Below are 13555 nucleotides of genomic sequence, written 5' to 3'. Positions count from 1 at the left end.
GAATTTTGATGGGAGCCGGGGCAACGATGACCTCGAAGGCGGAGCGGTTCACGCCCGGCGCGTTTCTGGCCTCCCTGCGCTCGGGCCGGGCCCGGTCCGGCAGGGATTAGCGCCGCGCGAAAAAGGTGCGCCGCACCCCCTCGATTTCTGTTTACCTCCCCGAAAACCGGGTATATGGGAGTGCCATTCTCGGGCGCGTGATCGCGGCCCGGGTGGCCTGCAACTTCGGGAGGCTTTATGAGCCTTGCGTGCGAGACGCCAGCCGTCTCTTTTCCTTCCTCTTCGGTCCGCCCGGCGACCTCGGACGACCTGCCTCTATTCGAGGCCTGCGAGCGGACCGGCTTCAGCGAGAACCGGCGCGCCTCAAAGGCCAGCCTGCGGCACAGCATCTCCAGCCCGTCCCAATTGGCCCTGGTCATCGAGGGGAGGTCCCGGCGCAAGAAGCCGGTCCCGGCCGGGTGCGCCGTGGTCTTCCAGTACAAGCGGTCCCTGCGCATCTACTCCTTGGCCATCCTCAAGGAATACCGCATGCTCGGCCTGGGCGAGGCCCTGGTCCGGCACATCGTGGAGTTCGCCGCCAGCCACGGTTACGAGCGCGTCACCCTGGAAGCGGACATGAACAACCCCAAGCTGGTCAACTGGTATCGCAAGTTCGGCTTCGAGCCGGTGCGCTCCCTGCCGGACTACTACGGCCCGGCGGAACCCGCCGTGCGCATGGTCCTGTCCCAGCTGAGCCGAGACGGATCGCCCGAGAGCGTGGTCATCGTGGTGGACGAGCCGGGCCGGGTCCGGGACTGCTGCCCGGGCGTGCAGTTCTGCTCGGCCACGGACTATCTGGCGGACACCAACTACGCCGGGTCCAATCGGTTCCACGTCCTGAACCTGTGCGCCTCGTACAAAACCCACTCCATGGGCTACTACGTCTCCTTGCTGGCCTCGGCCCGCAACCACCGGGTGACTCCCTCGGTCATGACCGTGAAGGACGTGACCACGCCCCTGGTGGCGCAAAGCCTGCTCGACGAAATCAGGGACTCCATCCATCCCAGGCCGCTGCCGGAAAAGGGCGCGCTCCTGGAGCTGACCATCATCCTCGGGCGCACCCCGGACCCGTGCCGGGCCGAGCTGGCCCGCAAGCTCTTTTCCCTGTTCGCCATCCCGTTTTTCACCATCACCGTGGAGCGGGTGGAGGACGGCTGGAAGTTCCGCAAGGTCAAGCTCCTGCACCTCCGGCAAGTGGCCCGGCAGTGGCCGGAGCTGCTGCGCACCGCGCTTGAGGCCTTCTGCCTGAAGAAGCGCTACAACCGGCCCCGGCTGAAGAGCTACCAGTATGACCTGGCCATCCTGGCCGACGCGACCGAACCCACGCCGCCGTCTTCGCCCATGGCTCTGGAAAAATTCCGCAAGGCCGCCGAAAAGGTGGGCTTCTTCGTGGAGTTCATCACCAAGGCGGACCACCGGCGTATCTGCGAGTTCGACGCCCTGTTCATCCGCGAGACCACGGCCATGGACAACCACACCTACGCCATGTCACGCCACGCCTACACCGAGGGGCTGGTGGTCGTGGACGACCCGTGGTCCATCATGCTCTGCTCCAACAAGGTCTATCTCCAGGAGCGGCTGGCCCATGCCGGGGCCAACCAGCCGCGCGGCTGGCACCTGACGCGCAAGGAGTGCACCCCGAAGTTTCTGGGCACGCTGCCTCTGCCCCTGGTCCTGAAGCTGCCGGAGAGCTCCTTCTCCCTGGGCGTGTTCCGGGTCTCCTCGGTGGAGGAGTTGGGCGACAAGCTGGTCGACATGTTCAAGCACACGGACCTGGTCATCGCCCAGGAGTTCCTGGTCTCGGCCTTCGACTGGCGGGTAGGGCTGCTCGACAACAAGCCGCTGTTCGCCTGCAAGTACTACATGGCCAACAACCACTGGCAGATCTACAACTGGCAGGAGAGCGAGGACCAGGACGGCGACGGGTTCAGCGGGCGGTCCGAGACCGTGCCCGTGGACAACGTCCCGCCCCACATCCTCAAGGCGGCCATCCAGGCCTCGTCGCTCATCGGGAACGGCTTTTACGGGGTGGACCTCAAGGACATGGGCGGCAAGGCCTACGTCATCGAGGTCAACGACAACCCCAACGTGGACGCGGGCATCGAGGACCTGGTCCTGGGCGACGAACTGTACGAGCGCATCATGCGCTCCATCTACAACCGCATCGAGGCCGAGCGGCACCAGGTGCGCTACATCTACTAAAGAGGCCGCAGATGATCCATCCCAACACCAGGGTCCTGTCCGGGGACCCGGCCATCGGCGTGGGCGTGTTCGCCACCGCCCCCATCCCTCGCGGGACCGTGGTGGTGGTCCGCGACCGCTTCGACGTGACCATGAGCCGCGAGGCGTTCTTCAGTCTGCCCGAGACGCAGCGCGCGGCCATGGAGACCTACATGTACCACGACAAGTGCGGCAACCTGGTCCTGAGCTGGGACCACGCCCGATACATGAATCACAACTGCCGCCCGACGACCATGATGACCGACTACGGGCTCGAGATCGCGGTGCGCGACATCGCTTGCGGCGAGGAGCTGACCACCGAGTACGGGCTGCTCAACATCCAGGAGCCCTACGCCATCTGCTGCGGCTGCGAGCACTGCCGCGAGCATCTGCGCCTGGACGACATCGACGTGTACGGCGACGGCTGGGACGAGCGCATCCGCGAGAGCCTCAACCGCATCCCGCTGGTGGCCCAGCCCCTGCTGCCACTGCTGGCCGGTGAGCCGCGCGCCCGGCTGGAGGACTTCCTGGCGGGCAGGGCGGCCTATTCGTCGGTGTGCAATCTCAAGTGGCTGGCCGAACCCGTGTGCGGGGCGGTCGGATAGCCCGGAAAGGGGTGATATTTCCGCTGCGGGCGGGACGTTTCCTGACGGAAGCGTCCCGCCCTTTACATTCCGCGCGAATATGCGAGGATGGGCCGAACCGGTTCGCCTTAATGCGGGCCGTCAACCTGGAACCATACTTGGAGCAGACCAGTGACCCGACAGACTTATGACGTGATCGTGATCGGTTCCGGCCCGGCGGGAGGCATCATCGCCCGCAGGCTGGGCGAGGCCGGACTGGACGTGGCCGTGGTGGAGAAGAACGGCTGGGGCGGGGTGTGTCCCCTGCGCGGGTGCGAGCCCAAGAAGACCCTGGCCGACATGACCCACGAGATACTCCGGGTGCGCGACATGGCCGCCCACGGCGTGGCCGGGAACCTGCGTGTGGACTGGCCTTCGCTCATGCGCTTCAAGCACTCGGTCATCGATCCCATCTCGGACCGGGTCTTCGACTCCTTCCACGGCCGGGGCGTGACCACCATCCACGGCGAGGCCCGGTTCACCGGCCCGGACACGGTGGAGGTGGGGGAGATCGGCCCGCTCACGGCCAAGCACATCGTCGTGGCCGTCGGGGCCGTGCCGCGCAGGCTCGATATCCCGGGCGAGGAACTGCTCATGACCAGCGACCAATTCCTCGACATGGAGACCCTGCCCGAGTCCATGCTCTTCATCGGCGGGGGATTCGTTTCCTTTGAATTCGCCTGCATCGCGTCCGCGGCCGGAGCCAGGGCGACCATCCTGCACCGCAGCCACCGGGTGCTCAAGGGGTTCGACGAGCACCTGGGCCGCAAGCTGGTCCAGGCCGTCCAGGACCAGGGCATAGCCGTGCACACCGACCATCCGGTCAAGGCGGTGGAGCCGTTCGACGACGGCGTGCGCGTGGTCGTGGCCGGGCCGGACGACGTGGAGATCGAGTTCGTGGCGGCCGCCGCCGTGAGCGGCGCGGGCCGCGTGCCCGACCTGGACGGCCTGGACCTGGACAAGGCGGACGTGGCCAGCGGGCCGCTCGGCCTGGATGTGGACGCGCACATGCAAAGCGTGTCCAATCCGCGCGTTTTCGGCGCGGGCGACTGCGTGGCGCCGGGCCATCCCCTGACCCCGGTGGCCGCCCTGCAGGCCGACACCGTGGTCCGCAACATCCTGGAGCCGGGCTCGGCCCGGTCCGACCTGTCGGGCACGGCGGGCGCGGTCTTCTCCCACCCGGTGCTGGCCTGCGCCGGGCTGCTGGAGGAGCAGGCCCGCGAGCAGGGGTACGATTTCAAGGTCTATGAGGGCGACGCGGCCAAGTGGTCCGAGCACAACCGGCTCGGCATGGCCCACGCGGGCTACCGCATCCTGGTGGAGCGGGGCTCGGGCCGCATCCTCGGGGCGCACTACCTGGGCGCTCACGCCGAGGAGGTGGTCAACATCTTCGGCATGGCCATCCGCCACTCCCTGACCCGCGAGGACCTCCTGGCCCAGCCGTGGTCCTACCCGTCCTTCGGCTACGCCGTGAGGTACATGCTGGGATGACGGACAACGCGCGACAGTCCCGCTTCACGGTCAGGGGGGACGTGGTCGAGGACAACCTGACCGGGCTGGTTTGGCCCCGGCTGGCCCAGCCCGCCGAGACCGGGTTGTCCTGGCCCGAAACGTTCCAATTCATCGAGGCCATGAACCGCGAGAACCGCTTCGGCTTCGCGGACTGGCGGCTGCCCAACCGCCGCGAGCTCTATTCCCTGGTCGATCACGCCCGGCGCGAACCGGCCCTGCCGCCCGGCCATCCCTTTGAGCATGTCTGGGCGGGCAAGTGCTGGACCGCCACCACCTCGGCCCGCGACCACGCCTACGCCTGGTGGGTGCAGTTCAGCGGCGGGCGCATGTTCTTCGGCAACAAGGCGGACGACGCGGTGGTCTGGCCCGTGCGCGGCAAGTCAGAAACCCTGTGGGCCACCGGGCAGACCGGCTGCTACGGCGTGGACGGCTCCCCCGTGGACTGCGCCGGGAGCGGCCAGGACGGGGCGTTGCGCATGGGGTGCCCCTGGCCCGAGCCGAGGTTCAGGGCGGACGGCGACGAGGTCGAGGACCGCCTGACAGGGCTCGTCTGGCACCGGAACACCGACCTGGCGGGGGGCATGGTCGACCGCGAGGCGGCGGGCCGGGCCGTGGAACGGCTGGCTGCCGAGACCGGGCAGGCCTGGCGGCTGCCCGCCATCATGGAGCTGGAATCCCTGACCGACTGCTCGCGGGCCGACCCGGCCCTGCCCGAGGGCCATCCCTTCACGGACGTGCGCGAGGCCTACTGGTCGGCTACGGACAGCGGCTACGACCCGGCCTGGTCGTTCTGCTACTACCTGCACAAGGGCGCGGTGGGCGTGGGCTTCAAGGCCAGCGCCGAGTTCCACGTCTGGGCCGTGCGTCCGGCCTGAGCCGGGATTACTCCTTGGGTTCGGGCTTCTCGCCAGGGCACTTGCCTTCCCGGCACTGGACCATCAGCCGGCGGAGGATGTCCCCGGCCGAGGTGAAGTCGAACTGGTCGATGCGCCGGGCCAGGTCCCGGGCCTGGGACGGCGCGTGTCGCTCCAGTTCTTCGCGCAGGGAGAGGAAGAGTTTCTGGGCGTCGATGTCGTGGTGCTCAAGCAGGCCGAGGAGGGTTTTCAGTTCGGGCAGCATGGCCCGGACCCCGCTGCTTTCCAACCGGTTCCTGTCGGCGTCCGACAGTACCGGTTCGGCCTCGGGCGGATACGCCGCACGGATGCCGTTGGTCACCCGGCGGGCCTCGCGCACGGCGTCTTCCAGGCGGACGTGCAGGTCTCCCTGGCCGCCGAGGAGCGCCTGTTCCAGCCGGGCCAGGGCCTCATGCAACCGCTCGGCCCCGATGTTTCCGGCCACGCCCTTGAGGTTGTGGGCCACGCCCCGGCAGGCGTCGAACTGCTCGGCCGCGGCGTCGGCCGCCAGCTTGTCGATGAGGATGCCGCTGTCCTGGGCGAAATCCCTGAGCAGCTTCCGGTAGAGCGTTGCGTTGCCGCGCAGCCTGGAAAGGCCCCGGGCCGTGTCCACGCCGGGCAGATCGGGCATGGCCTCCGGCCCATCGTCGGACGCGGCGGATTTGTCCGGGGCGGGCGGGGCGTCGTCTTTACGGTCCGGCAGCCAGTGGGACAGGGTCCGCATCAACTCCTCGGGGTCGATGGGCTTGGTCACGTGGTCGTTCATGCCCGCCTCGAGGCTCTTTTCGCGGTCGCCCACCAGGGCGTGAGCGGTCATGGCGATGATCGGCAGGGATTCCCTGCCCCCGCCGCGGATTCCCCTGACCGCGCGGAAACCGTCCATGACCGGCATCTGGATGTCCATGAGCACGGCGTCGTAATCCCGGCTCAGGGCCATGTTCAGGGCTTCCTGGCCGTTGTTCGCGATGGACACCCGGATGTCCGCGCTCTCCAGGATCTCACGGGCCACCTGCTGGTTGATTTCGTTGTCCTCGGCCAGGAGGATGTGCGCGCCGGGCAGGTTGGGCGGCACCCCGGACGGGTCCATGCGGGGAGAGACTCTGGGCCTGTGCTCCTTGTTTTCGTTCAGGGCGTCCATGATCGTGTCGAACAGTATGGAGCGGTTGAACGGCTTGAGCATGTAGCCGTCCATGCCGACCTCGTCCGCCTGGTGGCGGATGGACTCCTGGCCGTAGGCCGTGACCATGATAATCTTGGGCTTGTGCCCGATGGCCCGACTCTGGCGGATGCGCATGGCCAGCTGGATGCCGTCGGTGTCGGGCATGTTCCAGTCCGTGATGACCAGCCTGAACGGGTCGGTTTCGTCCATCTTTTCGAGCAGGGCCAGAGCCTCGGCCGCGCAGCTCGCCTCGTCGACTTTGAAGGTGAAGGATTCTAGGACTTTGCACATGACCATGCGGGACATCCGGCTGTCGTCGACCACCAGGACGTGGAGTCCCTTGAGCTCGGTCGGGTAGGTGAAGGTGTCGTCACCGTGGTCGGGCTGGAGCTTCAGCGGAATGATGAAGGAGAATTCACTGCCCTTGCCTTGCTCGCTGGTTACGGACATCTCGCCGCCCATCAGCTCCACCAGCTTCTTGGAGATGGACAGCCCAAGGCCGGTGCCGCCGAACTGGCGGGTGATGGAGTCGTCCGCCTGGCTGAACGGTTGGAACAGCCTGTCCAGATGCTCCGGGCTGATGCCCATGCCCGTGTCACGGATGCTGAACCGGATGACGGCCTTTTCCCCGTCCTGCTCCAGGAGGTCGGCGCGCAGGATGACCTCGCCCTTGTCGGTGAATTTGACGGCGTTGTTGGTCAGGTTGAGCAGCACCTGGCCCAGCCGCAGCGCGTCGCCGCGCAGCCGGTTGGGCACCGTGCTGCGGACCAGGAGCAGGAATTCGATGCCCTTTTGCTCCGCGATCAGGCCGAGCATGTTGATGATGTTGTTGAGCACGTCGTCCAGAAGGAAGTCGGTCTCGTCCACGGTCAGTCTGCCCGCCTCGATCTTGGAGAAGTCCAGGATGTCGTTGATGATCCCGAGCAGGGAGTTGGCGGACAGGGAAATCTTGGTCAGGTAGTCCGCCTGCTTGTCCGTCAGCTCGGTCTTGAGCGCCAGGTGGGTCAGGCCGATGACGGCGTTCATGGGCGTGCGGATCTCGTGGCTCATGCGCGCCAAAAAGTCGCTCTTGGCGTGGTTCGCCTCCACGGCGGCCCGCCGCGCGGCATCGAGGTCGCGGCTGTTGCGTTCTCTGGCGGCGGCGAACCGGGCCCGGGTCACCGCGATGAGGAGCGAGAGCAGCGTTATGGCCCCGAAGAGGGTCAGGTAGCGCATGCGCACGGGGGCGACATATGCCTGGATGGCGTCCACGGGGGCGAAGCAGACCACCTTCCACTTGCGGGATTTGGACACCTTGACCTCGACGTCGTCCAGGGGAGTGACGCGGATGGTGCTGACCGTGTAGGTGCCCCTTGGGGTGGAGAACTGGCCTCCGTCCAGGTCTTTGATCCGGGCCCAGGTCTCGGGATGCTCCGCCTTGAAGCTCAGGCCCTCGCGTCCTTCGAACATGAAGGCCCAGTTCTTTTCCGGATAGGGAGAGGCCAGCCAATAGCCGTCTTCGTTGAGGAGCATGGTCAGCCCCACCTCCATGCGCCCGCCCTTGTCGAGGCGGTCGAGGATCCGCTGCCCCAGATAGTTGAGGATGGCGAAGCCGATGCGGCACCCGGCGTCGTCGTATATGGGGGTGGCCACCCGGATCATGGGCTTCAGGGGAATTTCGATCTTGTTGTTCTCGATGTTCAGGTCAAAGGGGGAGACATAGACCTCGCCGCTTTTCAGGGGAAGGGCCTCCTGGAAGTAGTAGCGGTGGAATTTGTTCTGGAGTTCGCCCAGGGGGACCGGCGCGGGATGGCCGTTGTTGTAGTTGATCCGAACCAGCTCCATGCCGTCGTTGTCCAGGATGCGGATCTGGTCGTAGGCCCCGCTGATGGTGCTCAGGACCATGAGTTCGCCCTCGAGGTCGAGGCGGTTCTGCTCGGTCCGGTATTGGAGGAAGTTTTTGGTCTCCACGTGGTTGGCCATCAGGTAGAGGCCCATGAACAGGGTCTTGAGGTCCAGATCGATGCTCTGGGCGACCATCCTGTTGTGGATGGACTCGTTCTGTTTGAGGGATCGCTCGATGGAATCGGACGCCTGGGCGCACAGGAAATAGATGCCCAGGGCCGCGAGCGCGGTCAGGAAGATGACGGTCCCGAGAAAGCTGCGCAGCGCCAGGGACGTGTCGGAGTAATGTTTTAATATCGAGTTTGTGATATACATTGCCTTCCGTTTTGGTCGATTAGAACTAAGGATAGCAGTAAAACAATTAGGCGATGTATTATAAATCGACAATTATTCTTGTCTCGACGCAGCCTATACGGGTAATTGATGTTCTGCCCGGCCCGACCGTCCGGGACCGTGCGATAACGGGAAAAACTCAATTATAATTGCGCGCGGAGAGCCCGGGGATGATGATTCAACGTAAGCCGCATATGGGAGAATATCGGAGGTCGCATGGCGGACATGGATAAGCAGACCGTATTGGTGGTGGACGACATTCCCACCAATCTCGATTTGCTCGTGGAGACACTGAAGGACGAATACCGGGTGCTGGCGGCGCTCAGCGGCCGTGAGGCCCTGGATATCGTCCATTCGAGTTCCCCGCCGGACATAGTCCTCCTCGACGTCATGATGCCCCATATGGACGGCTACACCGTCTGCGAGCTGATAAAGTCCGACCTGCGTTCCCGAAACATCCCGGTCATCTTCGTCACGGCCCGCGACCAGGAGCAGGACCAGACCAAGGGATTCGAGGTCGGCGGTGTGGACTACATCACCAAGCCGATCAGCCCGGCCGTGGTCCTGGCCCGGGTGCGCACCCACCTGGCCCTGCACAACCAGAATCTGGCCCTGGAACGGAAGGTGGCCGAGCGCTCCCGCGACCTCTACGAGACCCGTTTGCAGATCATCCGCAGGCTCAGCGTGGCCGCCGAATACAAGGACAACGAGACCGGCCTGCACATCGTCCGCATGAGCGGCTATTGCCGGGCCCTGGCCCAGGCCGCCGGGCTGGACGAGGAGGCCGCCGACCTCATCCACAGCGCGGCCCCCATGCACGATGTGGGCAAGATAGGCATCCCGGACCATATCCTGACCAAGCCCGGCAAGCTCGACCCGGACGAGTGGGAGATCATGAAGACCCACACCACCATCGGCGCGAAGATCATTGGCGAACACGACAACAAGCTTATGGTCATGGCCCGGCGCATCGCCCTGACCCACCACGAGCAATGGGACGGCACGGGCTATCCCATGGGGCTGGCCGGGGAGGACATCCCGCTGGAAGGGCGCATCGTGGCCCTGGCCGACGTGTTCGACGCCCTGACCTCCAAGCGGCCCTACAAGGAGGCCTGGCCCGAGGACGAGGCGTGCGCCTACATCCGCGAGCAGCGGGGCAAACACTTCGACCCCGAACTGACCGACCTCTTCCTGGGCAATCTGGAGACCCTGCGCGAGATCAGGGCCAGCGTGGGCGACGACGTCTTTAAGAGATAGGCGGCCGCCGGATCAGGCGAACCGCTCCCGGATCATTTTGAAAAGCGACGGCTTGCGGTCGTATTGATGGACCAGACCGGGTACGCGCCCGGCCCGGTTCAGTATTTCGCCGTGCCCATTGACGGTCGGCTCGCCCCGGGTCTGGGCCAGGGTCAGGATCGGGCCGTCGTTGTCGTACAGGGTCAGGCCGTCCAGCCCGCCCGTGTGCACGAGGTGGTTGTGGACCCCCTGGTCGTATCCGGCCATGCACTCGCCCGTGGTCGGCGGCAGGAGCCGTTCGGTCATCTTTTCCAGATAGGCGAGCATGGACCCGTGGTCGGCCACGGTGGTCCCGGAGCAGGACACGGGCCGGTCGGCGATGGCCTTGAGGGCGGCCTCGCCCAGGTGATCGCGCACCCAGCGGGCGTTGAACGGGCAGGACCCCACGGCGGCCGAGGGATCCTCCAGGGTGCAGGAGATGCCGTCCGGCCAGGGGAATGCGAAGGGATCGCCCTGGAAGATCACGTCGCGCACGTCGCTGATCAGGATGCGGTCGTAGGTCTGGCCGCAGGTCCGCAGATAGTCCAGATACAGGAAATAGCGCAGCCCGTTGCAAGGCACGTCCTCAAGGCCGGGGGCCTGGTCCATGGGCAGCAGTTCGGCCCCGTGGCCGCGCATGCGCCCGAGGTCGCGGGTGGTTTCCGAGACGAAGAAAACGAGATCGCCCGCATACGCCCCCCTGTCCAGGGAGGCGAGAAACGGGCGAACGTCGCCGTAATGATAGCCTGCTGCCAGGCCAAGGATCAGATGCTTGCCGCTCACGGCCTAGCTGCCGGAGGGTTTGCGCCGCCTTCTGCGTCTGCGCCGCTTGGCCTTGGGCTTGGCGGCGTCCTCGTCGCTTTCCGCCTGCGTGGTCTCGCGCGGCTGTTCGGGCGCGGCCTTGGGTTCGGGAGCGGGCCGGTCGTTTTGCGGCTTGGCCGTCCGTCTGCCCCTTGACCGGGGCGGCCGGGACTGTTCCTTGGCCGCCTGCTGCTCGCGGGATTCTCTGGGCTCGCGCGGTTCGGCGGACTCTCGCGGTTCACGGGACTCGCGGGACTCTCGCGGCTCTCTGGGCTCACGCTGTTCGGCGGACTTTTGCGGTTCACGGGACTCACGCTGCTCGCGCAGCTCTCTGGGCTCACGCTGTTCGACGGGCTCCTCGCTCCGGGCCGGTTCTTCGGACGGGACGGGCCGTTCGGGGCGGGCGGGGCGCTCGGGCCGCCGTTCCCTGGGCTTGTCCTCGGATTTCCGGTTCCGGCCGCCGCGTTCGCGGGCGGGCCGTTCGCGCTGTGGCTCGGGATTGGTCTCGGGCTCGGCAGGCTTGCCGTGCAGGGTGGGCTGGTACAGCTCGTCCAGGAGCATGGCCAGCAGGGCCAGGGACTCCTCGTCCTCGGCGTACTTCTTGACCAGGGGCAGGAAGCGGGAGACCCGCTCGCGCTGCAGGTTGGTCAGCTTGCGGTATTTCTTTTCCAGGATGGCGGTCAGCCGCTCCTCGATGATGGCGGTCACGTCCTCTTCGGTGGGATCCTTGATCTCCTCGAAGTGAATCTTGAACCGGGCGGCGATGCGCTCGAGCTCCATTTTCTGGATGACGTCCACCATGGTGATGGCCGTGCCCGTGGCTCCGGCCCGGCCGGTGCGGCCCGCGCGGTGCACGTAGGACTCCGGGTCCTCGGGCGGCTCCATCATGAACACGTGGGACAGCTCCGGGATGTCGATGCCGCGCGCGGCCACGTCGGTGGCCACCAGAAAGCGCAGCTGTCCGGCCTTGATGCGGGTCATGAGCTGTTCGCGCTTGTTCTGCGTCAGGTCCGAGGTCAGTCCCTCGGCGTCAAACCCGAACTGGGAGAGCAGGGCGGCGGTGAATTCCACGTTGCGCTTGGTGTTGGAGAAGATAATCGCCGAGGCGGGGTTCTCCAGCTCGATGAGCTTGATGAGCTTGCGCTCCTTGCCCATGGCCGGGACCTCCACGTACTGGTGGGCGATGGCCGAGACGTTCTCCTCGTCCGAGGAGAGGCTCAAGAATTGCGGCTTGACCATGAATTCCTCGGCCAGGCGCAGCACGCTGGGCGGGAAGGTGGCCGAGAACATGAAGGCGCCGTCGATGTTGCGCGGCAGGTACCGCTTGACCTCGACCATGTCCGGATAGAAGCCCACGGAGAGCATGCGGTCCGCCTCGTCGAAGATCAGGACCTTGAGGTCGTCCAGGGTCAGGTTGCGGCGCATGAGATGGTCCAGGATGCGGCCGGGGGTGCCGACCACCAAGTTCGCGCCCTCGCGGAAGGCGTCGAGCTGTTCCTTGTAGCCCACGCCGCCGTACACGGCCACCACCTTGAAGTCCTCGCCGGCCAGCATGCGCGCATCCTGGGCGACCTGCTTGGCCAGCTCGCGGGTGGGCACCATGACCAGGGCCTGGCAGGTGTGCCGGGACGGGTCGATCTTGTGCACCAGCGGCAGCACGAAGGCGCCGGTCTTGCCGGACCCGGTGCGGGCCTGGACCATGACGTCCTGGTTACCGAGGAGGAAGGGGATGGCGCGTTCCTGGACGGGCATGAGCTTGTCCCATCCGGCGCGTTCGCAGGCCTGCCGCAGGTTCTCGGGCAGGGTGTCGAAGGTGATCGGCGCGGGGCCGGTTTCCGTTTTTTCGGTCCCGTTGTCGGGATGCTGTGTGTCGTTTTCCATTTCTACCTACTGTGTGATGTGGATTCCGGCCAATGAATATGGTTTTGCGTGGACCGGAATGGGAAATTCGTTCGTTGCGGGCAACACTATACCGTATTTGCCCGGTTGTACAATACACCCCATGGGGGCCTCCGGGATCAGTGCACGAATTGCTCGTTGAAGATGCGCTCCTCCAGGGAGTGGTCGGGGTCGAACAGGACCAGGGCGGGCCGGGAATGGTCCTCGACCACGCGCACCCGCGTCACGTCGCGGACCTCGAAGGAATCAGCCGAAGCGCCCACGGGCCTGAATTCCGGGGCCTGGACGATGAACTCCACCACGGCGGAGTGGGGCAGCAGCGCGCCGTCCCAGCGCCGGGGCCGGAACGGGCTGACCGGGGTCAGGGCCAGAACGTTGGACCCGATGGGGATGATCGGGCCGTGGGCCGACAGGTTGTAGGCCGTGCTCCCGGCCGGGGTGGCCACCATGACCCCGTCGCAGACCAGCTGGTCCAGCCGCTCGCGGCTGTTGACCAGTACCCGGATGTTGGCCGACTGCTGGGAGTAGCGGTGCAGGGCCACCTCGTTGAAGGCCAGGGCCGTGTGGGTTTTCCCGTCCAGGGTCTCGGCGGTCATGACCAGGGGGTTGAGGACCACGAGGTGGGCGTTGCCGAGCCGCTCCATGAGCCCGTCCGGCGTAAAGCGGTTGAGCAGAAAACCGATGGTCCCCCGGTTCATGCCGTAGATGGGTATGCCCGAATCCTGGTAGTCGTGGATGGTCTGGAGCATGAACCCGTCGCCGCCCAGAGCCACCAGGACGTCGGCCTGGTCCACAGGGACGAACTCGTAGCGTTCGGCCAGTTGCCTGAACCCCTCCAGCGCCTTGGGCGAGTTCGAGGAGACGCAGGCCATTTTCAGATTTGCCGGACGGACGTCCATGAGCCCTTTGTGTGGATT

At 66.0% G+C, this 13555-nt stretch carries 9 protein-coding genes; 5 read left to right on the top strand and 4 right to left on the bottom strand.

Features of this window, described 5'->3' with window-relative positions; all coding sequences use genetic code 11:
• Positions 1-237 precede the first annotated feature (237 nt).
• The 4 genes from ACR42D_RS13630 to ACR42D_RS13615 all read left to right on the top strand — a co-directional run bounded on the left by ACR42D_RS13630 (position 238) and on the right by ACR42D_RS13615 (position 5269).
• The gene (locus tag ACR42D_RS13630; protein WP_484567334.1) at positions 238-2241 is read left to right on the top strand and encodes a GNAT family N-acetyltransferase; all 2004 of its coding nucleotides are present in this window, start codon (positions 238-240) and stop codon (positions 2239-2241) included.
• 11 nt (positions 2242-2252) lie between these two features.
• Positions 2253-2864 carry an SET domain-containing protein gene (locus ACR42D_RS13625; protein WP_484567333.1) on the top strand — a complete coding sequence of 204 codons (612 nt, stop codon included), beginning with the start codon at positions 2253-2255 and terminating at the stop codon, positions 2862-2864.
• 150 nt (positions 2865-3014) lie between these two features.
• Positions 3015-4373, top strand: coding sequence for a dihydrolipoyl dehydrogenase family protein (locus tag ACR42D_RS13620; RefSeq protein ID WP_484567332.1), 1359 nt, complete (start codon positions 3015-3017; stop codon positions 4371-4373).
• Entirely contained in the window at positions 4370-5269 is a 900-nt protein-coding gene (locus ACR42D_RS13615) for an Lcl C-terminal domain-containing protein (RefSeq protein ID WP_484567331.1), read from the top strand. Before ACR42D_RS13620 ends, ACR42D_RS13615 begins: the two co-directional genes overlap by 4 nt.
• Before the next feature lie 7 nt (positions 5270-5276).
• Here the strand turns inward: ACR42D_RS13615 and ACR42D_RS13610 are convergent, their stop codons facing one another.
• Positions 5277-8645 (bottom strand): response regulator, encoded by a 3369-nt coding sequence (locus ACR42D_RS13610; RefSeq protein ID WP_484567330.1) that lies wholly within the window; start codon positions 8643-8645, stop codon positions 5277-5279.
• Positions 8646-8879: 234 nt separating this feature from the next.
• Between ACR42D_RS13610 and ACR42D_RS13605 the strand changes: the two genes are divergently transcribed.
• Positions 8880-9920, top strand: a complete 1041-nt coding sequence (locus tag ACR42D_RS13605) for an HD-GYP domain-containing protein (RefSeq protein WP_484567329.1) — start codon at positions 8880-8882, stop codon at positions 9918-9920.
• Between the two features lie 12 nt (positions 9921-9932).
• Here the strand turns inward: ACR42D_RS13605 and ACR42D_RS13600 are convergent, their stop codons facing one another.
• The 3 genes from ACR42D_RS13600 to ACR42D_RS13590 all read right to left on the bottom strand — a co-directional run bounded on the left by ACR42D_RS13600 (position 9933) and on the right by ACR42D_RS13590 (position 13510).
• On the bottom strand, positions 9933-10721 hold the full coding sequence (locus tag ACR42D_RS13600; protein ID WP_484567328.1) for a hypothetical protein: 789 nt from the start codon (positions 10719-10721) through the stop codon (positions 9933-9935).
• Positions 10722-10724: 3 nt separating this feature from the next.
• A complete protein-coding gene (locus ACR42D_RS13595) occupies positions 10725-12620 on the bottom strand; it encodes a DEAD/DEAH box helicase (RefSeq protein WP_484567327.1) in 1896 nt (631 codons plus the stop codon).
• Positions 12621-12757: 137 nt separating this feature from the next.
• Positions 12758-13510 (bottom strand): NAD kinase, encoded by a 753-nt coding sequence (locus ACR42D_RS13590; protein ID WP_484567326.1) that lies wholly within the window; start codon positions 13508-13510, stop codon positions 12758-12760.
• Between the last annotated feature and the right edge of the window lie 45 nt (positions 13511-13555).

The sequence above is a fragment of the Pseudodesulfovibrio sp. lm2024 genome (assembly GCF_051175575.1).
Classification (GTDB): Bacteria; Desulfobacterota; Desulfovibrionia; order Desulfovibrionales; family Desulfovibrionaceae; genus Pseudodesulfovibrio; species Pseudodesulfovibrio caledoniensis.
This window is presented reverse-complemented; position numbering and strand designations above follow the sequence as displayed.

Bases quoted from the DNA above. Each gene is read 5' to 3' on its own strand.
- ACR42D_RS13605 (WP_484567329.1), top strand. From the start codon at position 8,880: ATGGCGGACATGGATAAGCAGACCGTATTGGTGGTGGACGACATTCCC.
- ACR42D_RS13610 (WP_484567330.1), bottom strand. From the start codon at position 8,645: ATGTATATCACAAACTCGATATTAAAACATTACTCCGACACGTCCCTG.
- ACR42D_RS13595 (WP_484567327.1), bottom strand. From the start codon at position 12,620: ATGGAAAACGACACACAGCATCCCGACAACGGGACCGAAAAAACGGAA.
- ACR42D_RS13615 (WP_484567331.1), top strand. From the start codon at position 4,370: ATGACGGACAACGCGCGACAGTCCCGCTTCACGGTCAGGGGGGACGTG.
- ACR42D_RS13625 (WP_484567333.1), top strand. From the start codon at position 2,253: ATGATCCATCCCAACACCAGGGTCCTGTCCGGGGACCCGGCCATCGGC.
- ACR42D_RS13630 (WP_484567334.1), top strand. From the start codon at position 238: ATGAGCCTTGCGTGCGAGACGCCAGCCGTCTCTTTTCCTTCCTCTTCG.
- ACR42D_RS13590 (WP_484567326.1), bottom strand. From the start codon at position 13,510: ATGGCCTGCGTCTCCTCGAACTCGCCCAAGGCGCTGGAGGGGTTCAGG.